We start from the raw sequence: 25,415 nt of genomic DNA, 5'->3' as shown, positions 1-25,415 counted from the left end.
CTTGTATTAGCGGTGATTATACCAATCCGCATAAGTAAGTGCTCGCTTAGCTAGAATTTAAAGCCTTGGAGGCAAGGCATTGATTGAAGAGAATGTTATTCTATTCTTTATACGGATTGGTATTATTGTTGTCCTAACACTTGTGCAGGCTCAATTTTTGTTGCTCGCCATGCGGGATATAAAGTCGCCAACAGGCTCATAATGAGTGCCGTGATAACGGTGGCATAAACATCACTAAGGTGTAAAACACTTGGCAGGTAGTTAATAAAATAGACATCGCCTGATAAGAAAGTAATCCCCAGCAACTGCTCTATGCTGCTAATAATATCAGTAAGGTTTAATGCCAAATAAACGCCACAAAGTGCTCCTAACAGACTACCAACTACGCCATTAACCAAACCTTGAGCAATAAAAGCCAACATTATTGTTTGTGAGCTTGCACCCATGGTTTTTAAAATCGCAATATCGCCCTGCCTCTCATTAACCGCCATAATCAAGGTTGAGACAATATTAAAGCTAGCTACCGCGATCACCAGTACTAAGACAATAAACATCACCATGCGCACCAACTGAATATCATTAAATAAATGCCCTTGGGTACGGGTCCAATTATTGATATAAACATAATGGTCAAAATTATAGGCTACTTGTCTCGCTATTTTAGGTGCAGAAAACACATCGGTAACTTTCAAACGTATACTTTGTGTTTCATTACTTTTATAGCCCATAACCTCACTGGCTAGGGTCAGTGGGACATAAGCTAATGTTTCGTCTATTGTGCCGCCAAATTTAAAAATGCCAACCACTTCGACATGACGAGTGATAGGGGCAGAAAACACTTGTTTAACATCATTACCCCCTCCTGGCGGAGGTAACAACAACTGTATTTTATCACCCAGCTCTACTGATAGTTTTTTTGCTACGCCACTACCGATAATAATAGTATTATTATTTTGCTTAGGGGCGCTCAGACCCTGCCACTTACCAGCAATAATATAATCATCAATACTCGACACCTGCATTTCAAGTTGGGTATCAACACCACGTACTTCCACTGCTTTGAGCTGCAAACCATGTTGTAACATTCCGGTCATTTTGATGACTGGCGCAGCAGCTAATACGGCTTGCTCATTTTGTACTTTCTTTATGCTTTGCCGCCAATTTTTTATCGGCTCATTGACACTAACCAATTCAACGTGAGGTACTATCGAAAGCAGCTTTTGTGATAACTCTCGTTCAAAACCATTCATAGCACTAAGCACAACAATAAGTACAGTTACCCCTAAGGCAATACCAATAGTAGAAGAAGCAGAGATGAAAGCTGAAAAACCATTACCGTGTCGACTGCGCACATAACGCCAACCTAAAAAGATACTTAACGGTTTAAACATGCTTTTCGCTTACTTGTGGGATATCTTGACTTAATTCACTGTTAGCATTGTCTGTAATTAGTGCTTCTTTGCTCTCATCTAACCAAGGTGATATTTGACCCTGCACTAATTTCACTTGCCTATCCATGCGACTCGCCAAGACTAAATCATGGGTCACAATAACAAAACTTGTCTGAGCAGTCTTATTCAAACTACGAATCAGTTGATAAATTTGCTCTGCGGTATCGCTATCTAAATTACCCGTTGGTTCATCTGCTAACACTAAAGACGGCTTGGTAACTAATGCTCGAGCAATTGCCACACGTTGACGTTCGCCGCCAGATAATTGTGAAGGTCGGTAATCAATTCTGTGGCTTAAGCCAACCTGATCAAGCATGCTTTTAGCGGCCAACAGTGCTTGCTTGGGTTTTTCACCTCGGATCATCAATGGCATAGCAACATTTTCTTGCGCGGTAAATTCCATCATCAAATGGTGAAATTGATAAATAAAGCCAATATGCTGATTTCGAAATTTGGCTCTTTCTTTATCAGATAATTGATGAATATCAATACCATTGATAAGCACCTTGCCTGAACTTGGTGTATCTAAAGCGCCGGCAAGATGTAAGAAGGTACTTTTTCCGCAACCAGAGCTACCAACAACAGCAATAAGCTCTCCTTTCTCAACACTGAGATCTAAGTTTTTTAATACCTTAGTTTCAATATCACCTTGCTTATATGATTTAGTTAACTGACAACACTGTAATACTTTACTCATTAATATAGACCTTATTCATTGCGTAGCACCTGTGCTGGCTGGGTAGTCGAAGCTTGGTATGCGGGATAAAGCGTGGCAAGAAAACTCATGATGAGTGCTGAGAAAATAATAGTTAACACATCAAGCCACTCAAGCTTTACCGGTAAATCTTGCATGCCAAAGCCAAATAAATTAACACCGACCACCTGCATTATATCGTTCAGATTAAGGGCTAGAATCAGTCCAAGCAGGCCGCCAAGGGTAACGCCCCACAAACCATTCACCATACCCTGAGTAATAAAAATTTTAATGACATCAATACGTGCTAAACCTAATGTTTGCAATATGCCTATTTCAGCTTGTTTTTCTACAACAACCATCACCAGTGCCGAAACAATATTAAAAGCGGCAACGGCAATAATTAAACTAAGCATGAGCCACATCATGTTTTTTTCCATTTTTACCGCTGAAAATAATGCCCCTTGGCTTTCATCCCAAGTACTAAAACTAACGGAATGCAGTGGATTGTTTTGCTGCGTACTTTGCTGAGTATTTTGTTGTGAGTCTTTTTGCTGTTGTTCAAGTGTTGTTACTACGCGCTTGGCATTAAAAGCATCATCCAAATAAAGGCGTAACTTATCAATACCATCACCCTTTCGCCTTAGCAATTTCGCACCATAGCGGCTGTCCACATAAACCATAGCATCATCAACTTGTGAGCCAATATGAAAAATACCGGCGACGTTAAACACACGTTGTACGGGAATACGCCCCATAGGGGTAAAGACACTTTTATTCGGGAGTACCAGCCGAACTTCATCACCTAAGGAAACTTGTAACTTGTTGGCTAGCGCCTGCCCTATTACTACTGAGTAACTTTGTTTTGTCAGGTTTTCCAGACTGCCCGCAACCATATGGCTGTTGATAATATTTGATTGTTCAAACTTAGGCATTATCCCTTGTACAAGCACACCTTGCAGTCCATTGGGTGACTGAATTAACGCTTCACTTTCGAGAAAAGGTGTCACTTGCAGCACATGAGGTTGGCTAAGTAACTCTTCTCGTAAAGCGAGCCAGCTAGGCTCATGTGGGCTACGAGTCTCTTTAATAGCCCCGTTGTTAGGCTCTTTATTAGGTAAGTCACTGACAATTACGTGGGGAACTATACCTAATATTCGTTTTTTTAATTCGCCTTCAAAACCATTCATCACGGAGACCACGGTAATAAGAGCCGCTACTCCTAATAAAATACCGACAGTGGAAAAGAAAGTAATAAAAGAAACAAAGCCAGTAGGGCTTTTACTACGGCTATAGCGCAGTCCGATGAAGATACTAATAGGTTGAAACATTGAGGTATTATTATATCTGGTACTGATTTAGAATGTTCTGTAGCATAACACAATCACTAAACTTGTCTGAAACAAATAGCCCCAGACAATTAAAGTTACAATTTTTTGTTATATACCCGTACCATTCAAACTGCAGGATTTCAGTGGCAATGAAAATGACTTTAGGCAAGGAGAATAATTTATGCATAGTCATTCTATGCTTTGATTATTTAACGCAGGTATAAATTCAGTTAATGCATTACTTTATAAGCTTTTAGCGTATTTATGAAAACCACTCTCTTATAAATGGAAACTACACACCATGACTGCTCTTTCCCTTGAACAAAAATTAGCCCAATATCATGAGTTTTTTGCCATTGAACATGACTTCTCGGTAAACATTACCCCCATAGACAAAGATCAAGCCGGTAGCTTTGAAGGATTTATGGCAAAAATGCCGATGCCTTTTAAGCTGGCAACTGAAATGAACTCAATAGACCAATCGGCTTTACGTTCATTGCAAATCTTAGGTAGTAGCGCTAGCCAACTAGTTAGCTTCCTTAACCAACAATCACAAAAAATTGATTTACTGGTTGGCTATATCCTGAGTCAACAAGATGAAATACAACATAGGCATCAAGGGGTGAAATTTGGTGGCGGCGGCATAAAATTTATCGCAGCAACGGCATTTGATGTCGGCCAATTACTTGAGCTGAAAATATTTTTAATTGAAAATAATTGTGCTATTTATTGCTACGGTGAGGTAATCGCGGTCGAGTCAGCTAACGAACGGTTTGCTTACAAGGTAACTTTTCATTTTATCCGCGAAGAAGATAGAGAAATATTGGTGCGTACCAGCTTACATGAGCAATCGAAGCAATTACAAAAGCTGGCAAAATTACGTAAACAAGAAAGTGAGCGTTAAATTAAACACAAATTCTATTAATGGTCTGCTCTACTTCTTTTGACGTTTGTTGCTGTTGCTCTGCATGCGCAGCAACAGAATTTAGACCGCTGTTTATATCATGACTTAAAGACACCACAGCTAACATAGTGTCATTAATAGATGATGTAGCGCTTTGTTGCGCCAAGGTAGTACTGGCAATTTGTGATGTTAAGTTATCGACATCTTGAAAAGCATAACCAATTTGCTCTAGTGCACTAACAACCTCAGCGGAATAATTTAAAGAGTCTTGCGTTAACTTATGCCCTTTACTCATACTGTTGACGGCATTTGTTGATTTAGCTTGTAACCCTTCAACCATGGCTTGTATTTCTACAGTTGATTCTTGAGTTCGATGAGCCAATGCACGAACTTCATCGGCAACAACGGCAAAACCTCGACCTTGGTCTCCAGCACGAGCCGCTTCAATTGCCGCATTTAAGGCAAGTAAGTTTGTTTGCTCGGCAATGCCTCTAATGACATCTAAGACCGAGCCTATACGAGCACTCTCCTCTTGCAACAAAGCAAGCTCCTTGGCCATATCACCCACTTCGCTAGCAACAGCTTCAATGGTTTCTTGACTGGTATTAGAAGAATTAACGCCTTTTGCCAATATTTCCATAACTGAACTGGTGGTCTCACTTACTTGTTCAGCGCTTTTTGATAAACTCGACGAGGTATTGGCAACGTCCTCAATAGACTCTGCCATTTGCGAAATTTGTTCGGTTGAGTTTTCCACCAGCGCTACAGAGTCAGACATTTGCAAAGACAATGAAGTAGAGCCTTGCCTTAACACTTCTGACTCTTGTCGAATAACGTTAACAACATCAGCCAAGTCGACAATAAAATGACTGAGGTCATTGGTTACTTGGGCAAGATCGTCATTAGCCGGATCTTTTAATGGCTCTGATGGCGCTTCTTCAATACTGACAACCATATCAAGATAAGCTTTTAGTCGAACTAAACGCTTGGTTAACATTTGATTGAAAAAGAAGTAGCTAACCAGACTTTGCAAGATAACTAAAGCAATGAGAATTACAGCTAGGGTGAATTTACTTACTGTGTCGCTAATAAAAAACAGGCTGAAAATAAAAACTAAGCCAATCGCTAAATTGGGTAGCAGGAGCTTTGTCGATAACTTACTTAGCATACTATTTTCTCTTATATTTTTTATTGCGATGTACATTCGGAATTTTATACCAAGCATTTTATATAATAGAATTAATTACCTGTATAGCATTATTTTTGCTAGTATTTTCATCAAAGTTATCAAAAAGGATTATTAGTATATATGTCATTAACAGAAATTATTATTACAGCGCTTGCTCTGGGTATTATCGTTGGCGGTATTTATGTATTAAAAAAGTCGGCCCGAAAGTTTAATTTAACGCCAGAGCAACTTAAAAAGATAAAACAGCGCAATGAAATGCTTGATAAAGAAGAGCAGGAAGAAAAAACAAAATAGCGACATAATCACATAACAACAGGGGTAAATACGCTGTTAATTACGATATAAGGTTTTAATTAAATGATAGCCAAACTTTGTTTTTATGGGTCCATGTACTTTTAATACCGGCCTTTTAAAAACAACATCATCAAAAGCTTTCACCATTTGTCCACGGCGAAACTCCCCCAAATCACCACCTTTTTTCTTTGATGGACACAGAGAGTGCTTTTTTGCCAGCGCAGCAAAGTTAGCGCCGTTATCAAGTTGTGCTTTTATTTCTAAAGCTTGTTTTTCAGTTTTTACTAAAATATGTAATGCACATGCACTAGCCATAGTAATTTACCTATAGGGTATAAATTATCGTTATTATACTAGAGATACTCATAGCAATTACACTTATTAAGTAATGGTCTTCAAGTAGCCGAAAACAACAACCGTTGTGTAAGCAGCAATGCTAATAGCTCACTATGGCTCAAACCATGTTTTGTATTTAAAAACGCATCTTCATTTTGCATTGACGACTAATCCCCCCAAATGCTACAACATTACAAATAATTACTTTCACTTACCTTTTTCATGACATAAAATGTCATGATATTTAACTACTCGGCGTGACTTAGACTTATGACAACAATACAACACCTGTTTGATAATAATAAACAATGGGCAGAAAAAATTACCAAAGAAGATCCTGAGTTTTTTAAAGTTTTATCTGAACAGCAATCGCCAAAGTATTTATGGATAGGATGCTCAGATTCTCGCGTACCTGCTAACGAATTACTTGGCATGCAACCTGGTGAAGTCTTTGTTCACCGTAATATCGCCAATCAAGTTATTCATACCGACTTAAACTGTTTATCTGTTATTCAATATGCCGTTGATGTATTAAAAGTACAGCACATTATCGTCTGTGGCCATTATGGTTGTGGTGGTGTCAGTGCAGCCCTTGATAATAAAAGCCATGGTCTTATTGATAACTGGTTACGCCATATTGAAGATGTTTACCGTTTCCATAAAGAAGAGATGGATAAGATAACGGATGAGAAAGAACGCATTAATTTATTATGTGAGCTCAATGTTATTGAGCAAGTAGCCAATATATGTAAAACCACCACTTTATTAAGTGCTTGGCAAAATAATCAGGATATTACCGTCCATGGTGTGGTTTACAAGTTACACGATGGTATTTTGAAAGACCTTAACGTGTCAGCTAACGGAAAATAAGCCATAATCCCTGTCTATTTAGTTAACTAAACAGACAAACAATAAAAAACCAGCAAGCTTTTTAGCTGGCTGGTTTTTTTTATCAAAAATATACGAACGTTATAAATTGAATTCAGCTTATAAAACGCCACGTTCCATTTGATTTAATTCAATCGATTTAAACAAGGTTGAGAAGTTACCTTCGCCAAAGCCTTGATCATCCACACGTTGAATCATTTCAATAAAGATCGGGCCAAACAAGTTCTTAGTAAATATTTGCAATAAGTAAGTATTTTCACCTTGGCTATCAACCAAAATTTGATGCTCTTTAATCTTAGCTTTATCTTCTTTTACCCAAGGTACGCGGTCAAATATTTCATCATAATACTCAGGCACAATATTGAGCGTATCAATAATTGAACTATCAAGTTTGTCTAATGAGCCCACTAAGTCATCGGTAATAAAGGCTAAATGCTGTACGCCAGGGCCATTATATTCTTTTAAATACTCATCAATTTGATTGTTGGTACTGCCTTTACCTTCATTAATCGGGATGCAGAACTTACCACAAGGTGATTGCAGTGCATAAGAGATCAATGCGGTTTTAACACCTTTGATGTCAAAATAACGTACTTCAGTAAAGCCAAAAACGTCTTTATAAAAATCAGCCCATTTATGCATGGTGCCTTGACGAACATTGTTAGTCATATGATCAACGGCTAAAAATCCTTTATCTTCAAGAATAACGGGCTCAGCGATATCTTCAAAGTCAGTGTCATAGATTAAACCTTTATTCTTACCTGTGGTCGCGAAGTTCTCGATGAAATAAATCAGGCTATCACCAATACCAAAGATCGCAGGGTAAGGAAGTTTGTTTGCTTCATTTTCCGCAGATTTTGCACCACGTCTTACGGCTTCAGCAAAGGCGAAGTCGGCATCTTCAACGCGCCAGCCCATAGAACAAATCGCAGGTCCGTGATTTTTAGCGAATTCTTTTGAGAAGCCGGCTTTTTCTTTATTCAATAAAAAGTGGATATCGTTTTGGTTAAAGTATTCAATATCACGCCCTTTCATTTTTTTGGTTTTAGAAAAACCAAAGCCATAAAAAGCTTTTTCCATAAAATCAGAATCTGGTGTGGCGTATTCAGTAAATTCGATACCACAAAGTTTTAATGGGTTCTTACTCTTAGTCATTGTTATTTCTCTTCCAATTATTCTCTTGAATTAATTCTATTATCAAGGGCAAATGAGCTAAGCGAAAGAGCTGCTTGTACGAGGCAAAAAAGATGGATGTAACAAAAGTTGTACGAGTGTTTTACTCAAAATATTGTTTGCTGCTAACAAGGCTATGCTAGTGCTAGCGGTAGAGTGTAACTAATTATTTACAGCTGGTAGGTGTGCTAATAAAATAGGCGTAGCTAGGGTGTTGTTTACCTGATACCGACAATTAGCAGAACTAGCATATGCTGGCTCAAGCAACAAAAGTTTAAATTTATAACTAGGTACGAAAGAATAGCTAGTTGATCTCTCATGGCTTTTTCAGAAAAATTACAATTTAATTGTATAAATTTCTTAGCAAAATCAGCCAGAACAACTAACCTTAAATTATAGCAAGTGAAGTTTACTTTACCCTTACCTTTACAAGATGTTAAGTACTGACATTTGCTAATTTATCTTAAATGGATAGTTTTTCGCTCTTTTGGAGGTCGTTATGAGTATTTTTCAACATTATCAAACGCGTTATGAACAAGCCCAACAAGAAGAGTTTAGCTTGCAAGAGTTTTTAACTATCTGTAAAGAAGATAATCTTGCTTATGCTAGTGCATCCGAGCGCTTACTTACTGCCATTGGTGACCCTGAAATGGTAGATACGGCAACAGACCCCAGACTTAGCAGGATATTTTCCAATAGAGTTATTAAACGCTACCCTGCTTTTATTGACTTTTACGGCATGGAAGAAGCCATTGAGCAAATAGTGTCTTATCTAAAACATGCTTCGCAAGGGCTAGAAGAGCATAAACAAATTTTATATTTATTAGGTCCTGTTGGCGGCGGTAAATCATCTTTAGCTGAAAAACTAAAGTCACTGATGCAACAAGAGCCGATCTATATTTTAAGTGCCAATGGTGTACGTAGTCCGGTAAATGATCACCCATTTTGCTTATTTGATGCTAATTCAGACGGTAAAATATTAAAAGATGAATATAATATTCCTGAGCGTTACTTAAATAACATCATCTCGCCTTGGGCGGCAAAACGCTTACACGAATATAAAGGGGATATTGCCCAGTTTAAAGTGGTTAAAATTTACCCTTCAATTTTGGATCAAATTGCCATCGCTAAAACAGAGCCTGGTGATGATAATAATCAAGATATCTCAGCACTGGTTGGTAAAGTGGATATTAGACAGCTTGAGCATTTTGCACAAAACGATGCTGATGCTTATAGCTACTCTGGCGCATTGTGTCGTGCCAATCAAGGGTTGATGGAATTTGTTGAAATGTTTAAAGCACCTATTAAAGTGCTGCATCCCTTACTTACGGCAACTCAAGAAGGTAATTATAATCCAACAGAAGGCCTTTCAGCTTTACCTTTTAATGGTATTTTACTTGCTCATTCAAATGAATCTGAATGGCAAACCTTTAGAAATAATAAAAACAACGAAGCATTTTTAGACCGGGTATATATTGTTAAAGTGCCTTATTGCATGCGTGTTTCTGAAGAAGTTAATATCTATAAAAAACTACTAGAACACAGTGAATTAAAAACTGCGCAATGTGCCCCTGACACCTTAGATATCCTGGCACAATTCTCTGTTTTATCTCGTTTAAAAGATCCGGTCAACTCAAGTATTTATTCGAAAATGCGTGTTTATGATGGCGAAACACTTAAGGATACTGATCCAAAAGCAAAATCGTATCAAGAGTATCGAGACTATGCTGGTATTGATGAAGGCATGTCAGGACTTTCTACTCGATTTGCGTTTAAGATTTTATCTAGAGTATTTAACTTCGATAGTGTTGAAGTTGCAGCAAACCCTGTGCACTTATTCTATGTGTTAGAGCAACAAGTTGAACGAGAGCAGCTGCCTAAAGAAATTTCTGAACGTTATATGGAATTTATCAAAGGCTACCTTACCCCACAATATATAGAGTTTATTGGTAAAGAAATTCAAACGGCTTACTTGGAGTCTTACTCAGAGTATGGACAAAATATTTTTGACCGATATGTCACCTATGCAGATTTTTGGATTCAAGATCAAGAGTATAGAGATGCAGAAACGGGTCAGCTATTTGATCGTCAATCTCTCAATGATGAATTAGAAAAAATCGAAAAACCTGCTGGTATTAGCAACCCTAAAGATTTCCGTAATGAAATAGTTAATTTTGTCCTTCGAGCAAAAGCCAATAACAATGGTAAGAATCCCGCTTGGACTAGCTATGAGAAACTACGGACAGTTATCGAGAAAAAAATGTTTTCCAATACGGAAGATTTATTGCCGGTAATTTCTTTTAATGCAAAAACATCAACAGATGACCAACAAAAACATGATGACTTTGTCAAACGTATGATGACCAAAGGCTATACCCAAAAGCAAGTACGCTTATTATCTGAGTGGTACTTACGGGTAAGAAAGTCTTCTTAAGTGGTATCTCTTGCGCAATAGGGATAATCAAAGCAAAAGAGATAAGGAGAATGTATGGCCAATTTTATTGATAGACGCCTTAATAGTAAAAATAAAAGTACCGTCAATCGTCAGCGCTTTTTAAGGCGTTATAAAAATCAAATTAAAAAATCTGTCTCTGATGCAATAAACCAACGAGGAGTGACAGATATAGATTCGGGTGAAAACATAATTATCCCCAAGCAGGATTTATCTGAGCCGATATTTCATCAAGGGGCTGGCGGTATAAAAGATAGAGTACATCCAGGTAATGATCAGTTTTCTCCTGGTGATAAAATCCCTCGTCCGCCAAAACAGCAAGGACAAGGTTCGGGTCAAGGGGATGCGAGTGATAGCGGAGAAGGTGATGATGACTTTACCTTCTCAATTTCAAAGGAAGAATATCTAAACCTTCTTTTTGAAGACTTAGAGCTGCCCAACCTTGAAAAAAACCAACTTGATAAGATGATTGAATATAAAACAGTCCGCAGTGGCTTTTGCGCTGAAGGTGTCGCGTCAAATATAGATATAGTCAAATCACTACAAGGCTCCATTGCCCGCCGCATTGCAATGAGTGCGTCAAAGCGTAAAAAATTAAAGCAGCTTGAACAAGAGCTCTTGGTACTCAGTCATGATAAACATGATCATATTCAACAAGAACGAGCATTACGCCTTGAGATTGAAACACTAAAAAGCAAGATAGCCAAAGTGCCATTTATTGATACTTTCGACCTACGCTTTCGTAATTATGCTAAGCAAGCAGTACCGACGTCAAAAGCAGTGATGTTTTGCTTAATGGATGTTTCTGGCTCAATGGATCAAGCAACTAAAGAAATGGCAAAACGTTTTTATATTTTGCTTTATCTATTTCTTAGCCGTACTTACAAAAACATTGATGTTATCTATATCAGGCATCACACCCAGGCGAAAGAAGTCGATGAACATGAGTTTTTTTATTCTCAAGAAACAGGCGGAACCATTGCTTCAAGTGCCTTAGAGCTAATGAACGATATTATCTGCGAACGTTATAATGATAATCAATGGAATATATATGGTGCTCAAGCGTCTGATGGTGATAACTGGGCAGATGATTCTCCTCGCTGCCAAACAATTTTAGAGCAGCAAATATTACCTAAAAGTCGTTATTTTAGTTATATAGAAATAACCCAAAGAGCGCATCAAACCCTATGGAAGCACTATCAAAAAGTGGAAGAGTCTCATAGTAATTTTGCCATGCAACATATCAAATCAGTTGCTGATATTTACCCGGTATTTAGGGAACTTTTCAAAAAGAATACACAAAGTGTCGCATAACTTAATAAAGGGGTGATAGATGACAAAAACTAATGATGATACAGCTCAAAAAACGCAAGTAACTCCTTTAGACGACAGTCCTGATTGGACTTTTGATTTACTTGGTCAATATCAGCAAGAGATTGCTCGTGTAGCTGATTTTTACCGCCTTGATACTTATACCAATCAAATAGAAGTGATCACTGCTGAACAAATGATGGATGCATATGCTAGCGTAGGTATGCCTATTGGCTATAGTCATTGGACCTTTGGCAAAAAATTCATACAAACAGAGCAAAACTACCAACGAGGCCAGATGGGCTTAGCCTATGAAATTGTTATAAATTCAAGCCCTTGTATTTCTTACTTAATGGAAGAGAATACTATGACTATGCAAGCGCTGGTCATGGCGCATGCCTGTTATGGCCATAACTCATTCTTTAAAGGCAATTATTTATTTAAGTCGTGGACAGATGCCAGTTCAATTATTGACTACTTACTTTTTGCCAAAAACTATATTGCTCAATGCGAGCTAAAGTACGGTATTAGTGATGTAGAGGCTACTTTAGATGCTTGTCATGCCTTAATGAGTCATGGCGTTGACCGTTATAAAAGACCACAAAAAATATCATTAGATGAAGAGCTTAAAAGGCAATCTGAACGTGCTGAATATTTACAATCACAGGTAAACGCTTTATGGCGCACAGTCCCTAAAAAAGCAGAACAAAAGCATGAGAAAAAAAATATATTCCCTAAAGAGCCTCAAGAAAACCTGTTATATTTTATTGAAAAAAATGCCCCTTTACTCAAGCCTTGGCAAAGAGAAATAGTCAGAATCGTCAGAAAAATATCACAATATTTCTATCCACAGAAACAAACTCAAGTGATGAACGAGGGTTGGGCATGTTTTTGGCATTACACTATCCTAAACCACTTATATGATGAAGGCTTAGTCACTGATAAATTTATGCTGGAGTTTTTACACAGTCATACCAATGTCGTTGCTCAACCGGAATACAACAGTAAATATTACTCTGGTATCAACCCTTATGCGCTAGGCTTTAACATGTTTATTGATATCAAACGTATCTGTGAACATCCAACAGAAGAGGATAAAGAATATTTTCCTGAAATTGCGGGCAGTAACTGGCTAGATACGCTGCACTTTGCCATGGAGAACTTTAAAGACGAAAGTTTTATCAGCCAGTATTTATCGCCAAAACTGATGCGTGACTTTAAACTATTCCATATACATGATGATAGTGACAATAACTATGTTGAAATTGGTGCCATTCATAACGAGCAAGGTTATAAAAAAGTCCGTCAAAATTTAGCAAATCAATATAACCTAAGTAATATTGAAGTAAATATTCAAATCATTGATGCAAATATTGATGGTGATAGAGCACTTACACTGAGATACACGCCTCACAATGGCGTAGAGCTTGGCGAGTCAAAAGATGAGGTATTAAAACACCTACATTATTTATGGCACTTTGACGTTAAGATTGTGCAAGAAATGAAATCGGGAGAGGATAAAATAATTGCCAGCTGTCCACAAAAAAATAAAGACGACTAGCGTCGTCTTTATTTATGTTGATGAGCAAATCTATCAGATATTAATCATTAGATAATTCTTTTAATACGTCATCCTTAAGATCAGCCCACAATTTTCCTGATTCAATACCATACTTTCGTACAGCCAAAATCGCTTCATCGAATTGATTAGCTTTAGCAAGCTCTATTAACGATTGATAATAAGCCCTAGAAATCTCCCTGCCTTTAGGATGAGCAAAATACAAACTACCAATACGTGAATATAAACCTCTAAAACCATTAAGAATTAATAAATAAATAGAGTTATCTGACGCTACCACTAATGCTTTATTTAATTCATAATCAAATTGTGCAAAGGCTTCACCGGTATCTTCTACATCTAAATAAGCTTCCAAGCATTCAATGGCTTTCTCAGGGTTATTTTTTAATGCCCCTCGAATATAAATAGCACTGATATTGGTACGTGCTGATAATAAGTTGTCAACTAAATCAGGAATACCTTCTTGGTCTAATTGTGCCAACGTTTCCAGGATATTTAAGCTAGAGGTTTCCCAAAAATTATTTACTTTAGTCGGCTTACCATGTCGAATGGTTAACCAACCGTCACGCGCTAAGCGCTGTAATACTTCTCTAAGGGTAGTTCGCGTTACCCCGATAAGTTCAGAGAGTTCGCGTTCAGCGGGCAATATAGAACCTGGGGGAAAACCACCATTCCAAATAGATTCAACGATATATTGTTCCGCAAATCCTGCTGGGCTTTTAGCTTTTATGACCATTTGACTATAGTTACCTGATAATATGAATAAGAATAAATTTAACAACTGATTGTACCAGAAGTGTATTTATGCACAAGAGCTCTGCAATTTCCAACCTCTGCTCACTACTAACTTTATATGGCCTGACGTTAGTCATAACGTTGTTATTCTGTTTACCTCACTGGGCTATTTTAAACAGTCAGGGCTTAAATTAATTTGAATCTGAAAGACAAGTGGCAATAATCAGATAAAACGAATAACTTAGCATAACCTTGTTATAAGTCAAAAGGATAACTAATATCAATATAATCAATTAATTTCAAAGGCTTTATTGTGTCATTTTGTTATAAATTTGTTAGTATTGGGACCTAATAACAATCGCTAAAATAACATACAATTTTACATTCCATTTAGAGAATAACATGAAACAACTTTTATACGTTTTACTGGCGTTATCAGCGGTGCTCTTTCCAAGCATGGCTTTTGCTTCTGAGGCAGCACACCAAAGTATTGATTTAACGAGTCATTGGATTGGCTACACAGCTATAGCAATTTTTGTTCTAGCTTATACACTGGTTATTTTAGAAGAGCAATTGCACCTAAGAAAATCAAAACCGGTACTGCTTGCTGCTGGCCTTATTTGGATATTAATCGCGGCTTATTATAACTCTCAAGGTATGCCACACGCTGCTGAAGTAGCCATTCGTCATAACTTCTTAGAATATGCCGAGTTATTCTTCTTTTTATTAGTAGCTATGACTTACATTAATGCCATGTTAGAACGTGATGTTTTTAATGCCCTGCGCGACTGGCTAGTACAAAAAGGCTTTAGCTATAAAGCACTATTCTGGCTAACAGGTATTTTAGCTTTCTTTATTTCACCTATTGCAGATAACTTAACCACGGCACTGATTATGTGTGCGGTAGTATTAGCTGTTGGTAAAGATGAACCTAAATTTGTTGCCATGAGCTGTGTCAACATTGTCGTTGGCGCAAATGCTGGTGGCGCATTTAGCCCATTTGGTGACATTACTACTTTAATGGTCTGGCAAAAAGGGATTCTTGAGTTTACTGAATTCTTCGCGTTATTCTTACCGTCTGTAGTTAACTTTGTTATTCCTGCCTTTATTATGCAGTTCTTTATACCCACAGGTAAGCCAAATGCTATTTCAGGCGAAATGACGCAGATCAAAAAAGGTGGTTTAACTATAGTCGGCTTGTTTATTTTGACCATAATGACAGCAGTATCTTTCCATAACTTCTTACACTTACCACCGGTATTTGGCATGATGTTAGGTTTAGCTTATTTGAAGTTCTTTGGGTATTACATTCGTAAATCAGGACAAGGTGAAATCGACAAATCAGATGCACCTACCAGCCATCATATTGAAGATGACTTTGATATATTTGACAAAATCGCCAAAGCCGAGTGGGATACACTATTCTTCTTCTACGGCGTTATTTTAGCTGTTGGTGGTCTAGGGTTTATCGGTTATCTAGGTATGGTTTCAGAGTTTATGTATGGCGAGTTAGGGCCAACAACTGCCAATATTATAGTGGGCGTATTATCGGCCATTGTTGATAACATCCCGGTCATGTTTGCGGTATTAACCATGAACCCTGTTATGTCAGACACCCAATGGTTGTTAGTTACGCTAACCGCTGGTGTTGGTGGGAGTTTATTATCTGTTGGCTCTGCTGCAGGTGTTGCTCTAATGGGACAAGCACGTGGCTATTATACTTTCTTCAGTCATTTAAAGTGGACGCCAGTAATTGCTCTGGGCTACGCTGCTAGTATTTATGTGCACTTATTGATTAACTAATAACTGCTTACATAAATAAAGTAAATTTATCCTGAAGAAATAAGCAATCGACAATTTCTTCATGGTACCCTTAAAAAGCTTCTAAATTGTTAGAAGCTTTTTTTATTGAATTTTTTAAAGGATATTTTGTGGACTACCTTAGCAACCTTACCACCAACCAAAGGCCATGGTTACTTCTTGCCGTTTCTGCATTAGGCCTTGAATGTTCCGCCTTATTTTTTCAATATGGTATGGATTTGAAACCTTGCATAATGTGCGTTTATCAACGCCTAGCTATTCTAGCCATATTCGCTGCTGGCGTTATTGGTACAGTGGGTCATCAAAATATATTTGCCAGAGCCTTGGCTTATTTATCTTTGGGGGTAGGCGCAATTTGGGGGCTAATCATTGCGTTAGAGCATGTAGAGATGCAAGCGAGTAGCGGCTCACTGTTTTTTAGCTGTGAGTTCATCCCTAACTTCCCTATTTGGGCTCCTTTACATGAATGGATACCCTTTTTGTTTGAAGCGACAGGTGATTGCGGTGAGATAAGTTGGCAATTTTTAGGCTTCAGTATGCCTCAGTGGATGGTTGTTGTTTATGCACTTTATACCATAGCCTTCTCTGTAGTACTTGTTAACCGTTTAGTTTGTGCGAAAAAGCCATAAGACATAAGTCGAAGTTAAAGTAAAAAGAGAATATGCTATTGTTAGTAGTGTCTTCTCTTTTTATTTCACGGAGTTCGGTAGTTGCTAACCTTTCCCCCTCTTTTACTCTTTTTCTTATTCACAGCTTTTAGCGCTTTAGCGTTACCAGTGAAAGTTCACACAACATCCCAAGCTGAACTTGAAGTTGAAACAATAAAGCTTGGCATGTCTAACGCGCTCACTGGACCTACTTCGGAACTAGGAAAAGAGCTAAGAAAAGGTGCCATTGTATATTTCACTCGTCTAAATCAACACGGGGGAATCAATGGCAGACAAGTGGAATTACTTAGTTTAGATGACGGTTATGAGCCTGAACAAACAGTCATTAATACTAAAGTATTCATTGAGCAAGGAGTTTTGGCATTATTCGGCTATGTTGGCACACCAACTTCTTACGCGATATTACCGATTTTAAAGAAAAGCAAAATTCCCTACCTAATGCCCTTTACCGGCGCAGATTTTTTACGCTCTCCTACACACAGCAATATTTTTAATTTACGAGCTAGCTACTATCAGGAATTAAGAACACAAATAGAGTACTTAATTTCGGTACATAAATATAAGAAAATAGCCTTAGTTATCCAGGCAGATGAGTTTGGTTTGGCTGCACAAAGAGCTGTTAATAAAATACTCCAAGATAAGAAACTAAAAGTTGAAATCACTGCTCGCTATAAAAGAAACAGTAGTGATATGAAAGGCGTATTACTTAAGTTAACTACTCTACCAATAGAGGCAGTTATTTTTGTTGGTACATATCAACCCTTTATTCACTTAATTAATTTAGCGCACCAGCAAGAACTAGACCTATTGTTTACCAGTCTTTCATTTATCGGCAGCCATAACTTATTTAGTCAGATACCAGCAACGAGTAAAATTATGTTAAGTGAAGTTGTTCCTGATCCGCTTCAATGCAAATGGCAGCTATGCCAACAATTTAAAAGTGATATGCGAAACGCAGGTTATGCAAAGCTAAATAGAGTCCAACTAGAAGGCTATCTTAATGCTTTTGTTTTTAGCCAAGTAGCTATGCGCTGTGAGAAAGCCTTAGCTAGGCAATGTTTATTAAAACAATTTGAGCAATTTAATTATCAAGACAATAATTTTGATATTAGTTTTAGCAAATACAATCACCAAGGGTTGCAGAAGGTTTACTTTTCATTTAGCAATGCTGTTAAAAAGCGACACTAGCTATTGTAAACATGGTAATCATTTTCAGCCTAACGCCTGCCTCGACTTACTGACCATGTTTCAAAAACAGCTGCGCTGACTACCATTAAACCGCCGATAATAGTTAAAATATTCGGACGTTCATGTAAAAGCATAAAGGCGAGTACACTACCGTATAGCGGCTGTAAGCAAGAGATCAAGCCTGCAGTAGTTGCTGACAAATGTCGTAAACTTGAGGCAAATAGCGCGTGCGGTGTGGCAGTAAATACAACTCCTACCAATAACAATAGTAACCAATCTCTTTGAGTTACTTGCCCAGGTGGTACTTCAATAAAAAGACACAGCATCAAACAAGCGACTAAGGTTTGATACAGCATGGTATGCGGGCCAGAATAATGGGAAAAGTAATTTTTATGTAAGATGTTTCGTAATGCAAAAAATACCGCTGAAAATACTCCAGTGGCAATACCTAAGGTGATTTGATTACCAAAATTTATTTCAGGTATTAATAAAACAATACCAATAATAACGACTAAAGCCGTCAGCATATCTTTTGCTTTCGGCACACTTTTATTAAAGAGCGGTTCAATAAAAACGGTAATTACCGGGTAAGTAAAAAAAGCAATAATACCGACTGTAACCCCTGCCATTTGCATAGCTGCAAAATAAGTAACCCAGTGTATGCCAACTACAACACCGAGTAATATAGCAATGCCATAATCTTTCATACTGGCTAAGGTTATTTGTTTTTTTTGCAAGATTAGCAAAGTAAAAAGAGCTATGGCTGCTATGCCCGTCCGATAAACCGTTATATCAAGTGCTGGTAGGCCGACAAGCTTAGAAAACAGCGCGGTACCACCAAAAAGAAAAACGGCGATATGTAAATAGAGCAAGCTTTGTTGCTCTACATTTACCATTGAGGGATTTTGAGGAGTATTTTTCATACTAAGGAATACATGACGTTAGTATTGCTTAATCAAGATCATTTAATGGCCAGATGACAATATGATCTTCAAACTTATCAAGGCTGACTTCATTATCTTTGACTATTTTCCCACGTACCGACATACCCGCTTTATGCATTGCTGATTTTTTACCTTTATGCAGTAACGGGTGCCATGACGGCATACCGCGTCCTTCTTGCAAACGGCGATAGGTACAACTTGGCGGCATAAAAAATACCGCATCAATATTTTCTTGTGTTAAGCGCACACAATCAGGTACTAACGTGGTGCGCTGATCATATTTAGAGCACTGGCAAGATTTCTCATTGAGCAAGTGACAAGCTATATTAGAATAAAATATCTGCTCACCTTCTTTAATATGATCGGTCGGCAAAAGTTCCGAATCTTCATCGGTATGCTCGTCATCAATAAACTTATTCAAGCAACATTTAGCACAGCCATCGCATAATGACTCCCATTCTGGGCGAGTCATTTCTGCTAAGGTTTTGGTTTGCCAAAAAGGCTGTTCTGGTGTTTTTTTATCGATCATTTACTACTACTTTTTTTACTCATTAACATTACTTGTTGACTGTACTAATTGATTTTAGGACTTGCTTCACTTGATAGGTGGAAACTTTATCCGGTCAGATAAATGGCCGACCGAACTGACGAAATAATAGGACAAATTCCAGTGCATTAAACTCTTATAGTTGTCATATGCTAGATAGACACGACCATTTTCATCATCTGGAAACACTAACGCGGCTTTAATATCAACATTGGGTAAGTTAGTACCGTCTGCACGTCTCACGCCAAGCGCTTGCCATTGAGCGAGTGTTCTTTCTGTTTCAGACCAAGCTTTTAGCCAGTTTTTTCGGCTACCGGTATTTTTTGGAATAGCTAAGCTATTGTCAAAGCCTTTTGGTAACTTAACTTGGCGACCCCAAGTCAACTCATCACTCCAACCTTCTTTTTGTAAGTAATTTGCCATAGATGAAAAAACATCGGCTTGGTTGTTCCAAATGTCCTTTTTACCATCTCCATCACCATCAACAGCGTAGCCTAAAAAAGATGTTGGCATAAACTGATTTTGTCCCATAGCACCTGCCCATGAACCTTTCATATCTTCAATGCTAATATGACCTTCATCTAGGATGGTAAGCGCAGCCATCAATTGCTTTTTAAAGAATACTTCACGTCTGCCTTCATAGGCTAAGGTTGATAAAGCCGAGATGACATTATAACCACCGGTGAACTTACCAAAGTTAGTTTCAAGACCCCATAAAGCTACAATAAATCGTGGCTGTACCTGATACTTTTCACCTACTTGATTTAATAATACCTGATGCTCTTTGTATAACGCTCGAGCTTTCTCTACTTTCCACTTTGGCACACGTTTTGGTAGATAGGTATCGAGTGTTTCAACATTCTCAGGCTGGCTTCTATCCGCTTTAACCGCGCGTTTATGAAACTCTACTTTAGCAAAACTTTCATCAATGAATGTTTGGCTAAATCCTTTTGCTAATGCATCAGCTTTAAGGGTTAGCACATACTCAGCAAAACCTGCTTCTGTTAACTCAGCTTTAGCCGCCATTGATTGGTTGATCATAGCGAGTGTTATGACCGCTGATAAGCCAAGGGCTTTTAATAGAAACTTCATTACAGCTCTCCCTGCTCTTTTTTAGCTTCCATCTCCGCTTTATGTGTTTTTAATAAGTCTTCTTGAGGTGGTGGTAACTGTAGATAAAAACCTGTTTCATCTAGGTTTGCTTTCACTTTTTCTAAATCAGCCATTGCTAACTTATTTTTGGTCGCTAGGTTAACGAGAGTAACTAACTGTGGCGTACCAAAAGTCTTCATCAAGCCATCGGGAACGGATGAGAAGTCATCGCGGGTCTTAACAAAAATGTAAGTTTGGGCTTTTCGGGCACTTTTATAAATAGCACATAGCATAATGGAGACCTATAGATTACTGAGAAAGTTGTATTGATGATTAAATATATCATGAGCCAAGGGTGAACCCCATAGTCACTCGATGAAATAATGTTAACAAAAATGTAAATTTAGTCGGTTTTTTTAATAAAAAACCAAGGTTATTAACCGTTTACTTATAACCTTGCTTGGTAAATGTGATTAAAGCTTCACCAAATAATTCATCACGCCAACTTGATAATAACTCAACCTTCTTGGTACTACTGCGAGCGCCATTAAGGTCAAATTGCCATGTTAAAAATTGATTTATTTGCTTTTTTGAAGCAACATTTTCGATGGCTAAGCCATTACGTTCACTTACCTGTACTAAGAAAGCTTTTACTTTTTTAAAGATTTGTTTGTAAGCTGGATAATCATCAAGACGATTAATTTTCTCAGGGTAATCACCTACTTCAGCATTATCAGCTTTGGCTAATACCGCCAGCATAGCTTTACCTTTGTGGCGAATATCAAGTGCCTCTGCCCCTTCAAGATTTAACATAGCGCTAAGACTTGTAGGATTACTTTGCGCTAATGCCATTAAAGTATGATCTTTAGCTACAAAACCAATAGGCAAGTCACGTTTCTGTGCTTGTTGAAAACGCCAAGTTGCTAGGTGCTTTAACAAATTTAATTGCTTAGGGTTTAAACGCCAACTCATTTTAATATTTAGATACATTTTACTTTCATCCACTGGCGTGAACTTTTTATCAATCATATTTTGTGTTTCTAGCTTTGCATAGTCGAAGAAACCCGCCTGAGTTAACTCGGATAATAATTTTGGATAAAGATAAAACAAGTGATCAACATCGGCGCTGGCATAGGCCAATTGTTTTTCCGTTAAAGGCCTTTTAGTCCAGTCAGTACGTGACTCGGACTTGTCTAACTCAATATCGGTATAGTGTTTTACCATGGCAGCATAGCCCAAAGATAAGCCATGACCAAGAAATGACATCATGATTTGACTATCAATTAAATTAACCGGTTGGCAATTTCCTGCCGTCAGGAAGACTTCTAAATCTTCTGAACAGGCATGCAACACTTTGGTGATATTGGCATTAGTGAGTAATTGCCAAAAAGGAGATAAATCCTCAATAGCAAGGGGGTCAATAAGTGCAAGTTGCTCGCCATCACAAACCTGAAGTAAACCAAGTTTTGCATATAGCGTACGGGTACGAACAAACTCTGTATCTATGGCTAACACTTTCGCCTTAGCGAGTTGCTCACATAAATTGTTTAAGCTGACTTGGTCTTCAATTAATTGATAGTGCATAATTATTACTTCTACTACGGCTACTTGTGACGACGACGAGTGCTTTGCTGATGGCGTTGCTGATGCTTTTTAACCGAGCGACGAATTCGACGACTCTTAGCATTATCCATGGTTTTTTCATCGACTTTAACTTTACTTTCCAATTCAGGGGTCAAGCTAACTAATTTACGATAATAGTTAACTTCTTTTAAGGCTAACTCTCGCCATCCGCCAAGCGGTAATTGGCGCTGCATTTCCATATCACCGTAGCGTACTCGGATCAGACGGCTTACCTGCACTTCTTGGCTTTCCCATAAACGACGTACTTCTCGGTTACGCCCTTCTGATAACACAACATGGAACCAATGATTTCGGCCTTCACCACCGCGGTAAGTGATTTTTTGAAATCGTGCTGGACCATCTTCTAACTCAACGCCAGCACGTAATCTTTGTAACATCGCTTCATTGATTTCACCAAAAACACGCACAGCGTATTCACGCTCTATTTTTTGTGAGGGGTGCATTAATCGGTTGGCTAATTCACCATCAGTGGTAAATAACAACATGCCTGAGGTGTTAATATCTAAACGGCCAACAGCAACCCAACGGCCAGCGTCAAGTTTAGGAAGACGATCAAATACGGTAGGACGGCCCTCGGGGTCTTTACGAGTACACATCTCCCCTTCTGGCTTGTTATAAATAAGTACGCGACAGATATCTTCATCTGGGGCAGTGAGTTTAACGTGATGGCCATCCAGTCGAATTTGTTCCGTACCGATAATTCTATCACCTAAAAAGGCAACTTTACCGTCAATACTTACCCGACCTTCACTGATCATGGTTTCCATTTCACGGCGAGAGCCTTTACCTGCACGTGCTAGGACTTTTTGTACTTTTTCTGAATCTTTATGAGTCGCTGTTTGAAAGTGTACTTTCTCTACCTTTTCAGGCTCTTTCTTAGCTTTACCTTTTTTGGCAACGCCTTTTTTCACCGCACCTGATTTTGGTAGGCCTTTTTTAACTACACCTTTTTTTTCGGTGCCGCGAGTGCCATATTTTTTATCAATTGCTGCGTCTTTACGTGCTTTTTTCTTATCAACCGTCATTATTTTTACTCTGTTACGTCAGTAGCAGCTCCCTGGAAGCTTACTTCTGGCTCATTGTTCAGGTTCAATACCCATTAAACTGCAATATTCATTGGCACGTTAAATTTGGGCTATTGAAATGGAGAAGGGTCGCCCTCTCCTACGCGTATTATCTCAATACTGTCATTAGAAAAATCAATTACTGTGGTTGGGTGCTCCCCTAAATGACCACCGTTAACGATAAGGTCAACTTGATGTTCTAATAAATCTCGAATGTGTTCAGGATCATACTCAGCCATTTCTTGGCCAGGCATAATCAAACTGGTGGACATTATAGGCTCTGCAAGTTCAGTCAACAAGGCTTGTGCGATAGTATTATCCGGTACTCTGATGCCTATTGTTTTCTTTTTAGGGTTTAACAATCGCTTAGGGACTTCTTTACTGCCTTTAAAAATAAAAGTGTATGGACCTGGGGTGTTATTTTTTAGCAACCTAAAGGCGCTATTATCTACTCGGGTGTATTCTGATAGTTGTGATAAATCTTGGCACACTAAAGTAAAGTTGTGATTTTTATCTATATCTCGAATTTGACAGATACGCTCTAAGGCTTTTTTATCACCTAAATGACAACCTAAGGCATAACCTGAGTCGGTAGGGTAAACGATGACGCCGCCTTGTTTGATAATTTCTGCCGCTTGTTTCATTAAGCGACCCTGAGGGTTATCTGGGTGTACATAAAAAAACTGACTCATGAGACATTCCTATACTTTAATAATTTGTTTTTGATTTATTATCTAATGCTAAGTGTTTAGTGCTTGCTGCCTGTACTCATTGTAAGCTGAAACCTTGCGTGGTAACTGGCCTGAACATTTACTTTTCCCACGAGTACTAACGTTCTTTATTGCTACTTTTACTTTTATTGCCATTGCGCCCAAACAGGCTTGGCGCCAACTGGCATAGTAAGATTCCGGCCTAAATCACTCCACTTGTTGGGATAGTGAAAATCGGATCCCATAGAGGCATGTAAGTTATATTCTTGACAATAAGCCAGCATTTTTCGCCTTTGCTCTGGATTCATCTGCGGCAAGACCACTTCTAAGCCATCACCAGCAACTTCACTAAAGTGAACAATTAAACGCCGTAGCCATTTAGCAGTAAGGTCATATCGAATAGGATGAGCCATCACGGCACTGCCACCTGCATGATGTATTGCTTGCACCGCTTCTTCAATGCTACACCAATTAGGTTTTACATAAGCACGTTGCCCTTTTGAGCCTTTCTTGCCGATGTATTTATCAAACGCTTGTTGCATGGTATTAACATGCCCCTGCTGATGAAGTACTTTAGCAAAGTGCGCCCGTGTTATAGAGCCCTCACCTGCCATCTCTTTGGCATCTGCATAAACATCTGGAAAGCCACATTTAGCCAGTTTCTCACCCATTGATAAGGCACGCTGCTCTCTTGCTTGCTGCTGCTTCTCGATGAGTGTTTTTAGTGCGTCATTGTTTGTATCAATATTTAAACCAACAATATGGATTTCAAATCCCTGCCATGCTGTAGATATTTCAATGCCATTAATCAATTTAAGTGAAATATTTTGCTCTTCAATATACTTTTGAGCTATATCAAGACCAGCGACAGTGTCATGGTCGGTGATAGCTAAAACATCAATTTGAAAGTTAACCGCTCTATCTATCAAGGTTTGCGGTGTTAAGGTACCATCAGAGCAATTAGTATGGCTATGTAAGTCGATACGTTTATGAGCAAAACCTTCGGTTTCTACTATCTGATGAGGGAAATCAGTGGTTGACAGTAACGCCATAATAAGGTCTTCTATAAGGGTAATCTTAGTATTAAGATAAGTTTACTGATAAGCAGTAAACAATGATACTTTTTCCTTTCTTAATAAAAATTAAATAAGCTTAAAGTAGATAAGATACGGCAAGTAAAGGCACTTATAAGATGAACACAGCAAAATCTAACTCTTCATTAATTTGGTGGTGGCATAACTCGACATAATTGGGTTGTGATAATTGCGTGTATCTTAAAAAAGATTAAACAAATTTCAAAAAAACCCGCTTTTATTAGCGGGTTTTTACGTTAAAGCGTTCGAGATTTACCGGACAAAATGAAGTTAACAAAGGATTTAAAATGAATAGAACAAAAACAT

The 25,415-nt window shown here is 38.2% G+C and carries 24 protein-coding genes; 9 read left to right on the top strand and 15 right to left on the bottom strand.

What is annotated here, in order from left to right:
- Nucleotides 1-122: 122 nt before the first annotated feature.
- The 3 genes from lolE to HRT55_RS01720 are packed head-to-tail and all read right to left on the bottom strand — an operon-like array spanning nt 123 to nt 3,476.
- Complete coding sequence (gene lolE / locus HRT55_RS01730; RefSeq protein WP_291618364.1) at nt 123-1,391, bottom strand: lipoprotein-releasing ABC transporter permease subunit LolE; 1,269 nt, start codon at nt 1,389-1,391, stop codon at nt 123-125.
- Entirely contained in the window at nt 1,384-2,148 is a 765-nt protein-coding gene (gene lolD / locus HRT55_RS01725; RefSeq protein WP_291618363.1) for a lipoprotein-releasing ABC transporter ATP-binding protein LolD, read from the bottom strand. The genes lolE and lolD overlap by 8 nt, the downstream gene beginning before the upstream one ends.
- 11 nt (nt 2,149-2,159) lie before the next feature.
- Nucleotides 2,160-3,476 (bottom strand): lipoprotein-releasing ABC transporter permease subunit, encoded by a 1,317-nt coding sequence (locus HRT55_RS01720; protein ID WP_291618362.1) that lies wholly within the window; start codon nt 3,474-3,476, stop codon nt 2,160-2,162.
- 301 nt (nt 3,477-3,777) lie between these two features.
- On the opposite strand from HRT55_RS01720, the gene HRT55_RS01715 reads away from it, so the two are divergent.
- Nucleotides 3,778-4,380 carry a PilZ domain-containing protein gene (locus HRT55_RS01715; RefSeq protein ID WP_291618361.1) on the top strand — a complete coding sequence of 201 codons (603 nt, stop codon included), beginning with the start codon at nt 3,778-3,780 and terminating at the stop codon, nt 4,378-4,380.
- A gap of 1 nt (nt 4,381) precedes the next feature.
- On the opposite strand, the gene HRT55_RS01710 is transcribed toward HRT55_RS01715, so the two are convergent.
- On the bottom strand, nt 4,382-5,548 hold the full coding sequence (locus HRT55_RS01710) for a methyl-accepting chemotaxis protein (protein ID WP_291618360.1): 1,167 nt from the start codon (nt 5,546-5,548) through the stop codon (nt 4,382-4,384).
- Nucleotides 5,549-5,689: 141 nt separating this feature from the next.
- Here HRT55_RS01710 and HRT55_RS01705 point away from each other — a divergent pair, with 141 nt between their 5' ends.
- Nucleotides 5,690-5,863, top strand: coding sequence for a DUF2897 family protein (locus HRT55_RS01705; protein WP_291618359.1), 174 nt, complete (start codon nt 5,690-5,692; stop codon nt 5,861-5,863).
- 36 nt (nt 5,864-5,899) lie between these two features.
- Here the strand turns inward: HRT55_RS01705 and ppiC are convergent, their stop codons facing one another.
- Nucleotides 5,900-6,178: a peptidylprolyl isomerase PpiC gene (ppiC, locus tag HRT55_RS01700; protein ID WP_291613252.1), complete on the bottom strand. Its 279-nt coding sequence runs from the start codon at nt 6,176-6,178 to the stop codon at nt 5,900-5,902.
- 291 nt (nt 6,179-6,469) lie between these two features.
- Here ppiC and can point away from each other — a divergent pair, with 291 nt between their 5' ends.
- Nucleotides 6,470-7,069, top strand: coding sequence for a carbonate dehydratase (gene can / locus HRT55_RS01695; protein ID WP_291618358.1), 600 nt, complete (start codon nt 6,470-6,472; stop codon nt 7,067-7,069).
- A gap of 117 nt (nt 7,070-7,186) precedes the next feature.
- On the opposite strand, the gene hppD is transcribed toward can, so the two are convergent.
- Entirely contained in the window at nt 7,187-8,242 is a 1,056-nt protein-coding gene (gene hppD, locus HRT55_RS01690; protein ID WP_291618357.1) for a 4-hydroxyphenylpyruvate dioxygenase, read from the bottom strand.
- A 517-nt stretch (nt 8,243-8,759) separates the two neighbouring features.
- Between hppD and HRT55_RS01685 the strand changes: the two genes are divergently transcribed.
- The 3 genes from HRT55_RS01685 to HRT55_RS01675 are packed head-to-tail and all read left to right on the top strand — an operon-like array spanning nt 8,760 to nt 13,584.
- Nucleotides 8,760-10,694, top strand: a complete 1,935-nt coding sequence (locus tag HRT55_RS01685) for a PrkA family serine protein kinase (RefSeq protein ID WP_291618356.1) — start codon at nt 8,760-8,762, stop codon at nt 10,692-10,694.
- A 54-nt stretch (nt 10,695-10,748) separates the two neighbouring features.
- On the top strand, nt 10,749-12,026 hold the full coding sequence (locus HRT55_RS01680) for a YeaH/YhbH family protein (protein ID WP_291618355.1): 1,278 nt from the start codon (nt 10,749-10,751) through the stop codon (nt 12,024-12,026).
- Nucleotides 12,027-12,045: 19 nt separating this feature from the next.
- Nucleotides 12,046-13,584 carry a SpoVR family protein gene (locus HRT55_RS01675; RefSeq protein WP_291618354.1) on the top strand — a complete coding sequence of 513 codons (1,539 nt, stop codon included), beginning with the start codon at nt 12,046-12,048 and terminating at the stop codon, nt 13,582-13,584.
- Between the two features lie 40 nt (nt 13,585-13,624).
- Here HRT55_RS01675 and fadR read toward each other — a convergent pair whose 3' ends face one another.
- Entirely contained in the window at nt 13,625-14,338 is a 714-nt protein-coding gene (fadR, locus tag HRT55_RS01670) for a fatty acid metabolism transcriptional regulator FadR (protein WP_291618353.1), read from the bottom strand.
- 401 nt (nt 14,339-14,739) lie between these two features.
- Between fadR and nhaD the strand changes: the two genes are divergently transcribed.
- The 3 genes from nhaD to HRT55_RS01655 all read left to right on the top strand — a co-directional run bounded on the left by nhaD (nt 14,740) and on the right by HRT55_RS01655 (nt 18,014).
- Nucleotides 14,740-16,140, top strand: a complete 1,401-nt coding sequence (nhaD, locus tag HRT55_RS01665) for a sodium:proton antiporter NhaD (RefSeq protein WP_291618352.1) — start codon at nt 14,740-14,742, stop codon at nt 16,138-16,140.
- Between the two features lie 128 nt (nt 16,141-16,268).
- Nucleotides 16,269-16,787 carry a disulfide bond formation protein DsbB gene (gene dsbB / locus HRT55_RS01660; RefSeq protein ID WP_291618351.1) on the top strand — a complete coding sequence of 173 codons (519 nt, stop codon included), beginning with the start codon at nt 16,269-16,271 and terminating at the stop codon, nt 16,785-16,787.
- Nucleotides 16,788-16,934: 147 nt separating this feature from the next.
- On the top strand, nt 16,935-18,014 hold the full coding sequence (locus HRT55_RS01655; protein WP_291618350.1) for an ABC transporter substrate-binding protein: 1,080 nt from the start codon (nt 16,935-16,937) through the stop codon (nt 18,012-18,014).
- 29 nt (nt 18,015-18,043) lie between these two features.
- Here the strand turns inward: HRT55_RS01655 and HRT55_RS01650 are convergent, their stop codons facing one another.
- The 8 genes from HRT55_RS01650 to HRT55_RS01615 all read right to left on the bottom strand — a co-directional run bounded on the left by HRT55_RS01650 (nt 18,044) and on the right by HRT55_RS01615 (nt 25,067).
- Nucleotides 18,044-18,937, bottom strand: a complete 894-nt coding sequence (locus HRT55_RS01650; protein ID WP_291618349.1) for a DMT family transporter — start codon at nt 18,935-18,937, stop codon at nt 18,044-18,046.
- Between the two features lie 28 nt (nt 18,938-18,965).
- Nucleotides 18,966-19,487 carry a YcgN family cysteine cluster protein gene (locus HRT55_RS01645; RefSeq protein WP_291618348.1) on the bottom strand — a complete coding sequence of 174 codons (522 nt, stop codon included), beginning with the start codon at nt 19,485-19,487 and terminating at the stop codon, nt 18,966-18,968.
- 66 nt (nt 19,488-19,553) lie between these two features.
- Nucleotides 19,554-20,597, bottom strand: a complete 1,044-nt coding sequence (locus HRT55_RS01640; protein ID WP_291618347.1) for a lytic transglycosylase domain-containing protein — start codon at nt 20,595-20,597, stop codon at nt 19,554-19,556.
- Complete coding sequence (locus HRT55_RS01635; RefSeq protein ID WP_291618346.1) at nt 20,597-20,890, bottom strand: YcgL domain-containing protein; 294 nt, start codon at nt 20,888-20,890, stop codon at nt 20,597-20,599. Before HRT55_RS01635 ends, HRT55_RS01640 begins: the two co-directional genes overlap by 1 nt.
- 151 nt (nt 20,891-21,041) lie before the next feature.
- On the bottom strand, nt 21,042-22,181 hold the full coding sequence (gene rnd / locus HRT55_RS01630) for a ribonuclease D (protein WP_291618345.1): 1,140 nt from the start codon (nt 22,179-22,181) through the stop codon (nt 21,042-21,044).
- 20 nt (nt 22,182-22,201) lie between these two features.
- Nucleotides 22,202-23,266: a 23S rRNA pseudouridine(2605) synthase RluB gene (gene rluB / locus HRT55_RS01625; RefSeq protein WP_291618343.1), complete on the bottom strand. Its 1,065-nt coding sequence runs from the start codon at nt 23,264-23,266 to the stop codon at nt 22,202-22,204.
- Nucleotides 23,267-23,376: 110 nt separating this feature from the next.
- Nucleotides 23,377-23,997, bottom strand: coding sequence for an L-threonylcarbamoyladenylate synthase (locus tag HRT55_RS01620; protein WP_291613287.1), 621 nt, complete (start codon nt 23,995-23,997; stop codon nt 23,377-23,379).
- A 164-nt stretch (nt 23,998-24,161) separates the two neighbouring features.
- The gene (locus tag HRT55_RS01615; RefSeq protein ID WP_291618341.1) at nt 24,162-25,067 is read right to left on the bottom strand and encodes a PHP domain-containing protein; all 906 of its coding nucleotides are present in this window, start codon (nt 25,065-25,067) and stop codon (nt 24,162-24,164) included.
- Between the last annotated feature and the right edge of the window lie 348 nt (nt 25,068-25,415).

It is taken from the genome of Colwellia sp. (genome assembly GCF_013214175.1).
Lineage (GTDB): Bacteria > Pseudomonadota > Gammaproteobacteria > Enterobacterales > Alteromonadaceae > Colwellia.
The sequence above is the reverse complement of the archived record's forward strand: the minus strand, read 5'-3'. Positions and strand labels throughout refer to the sequence as shown.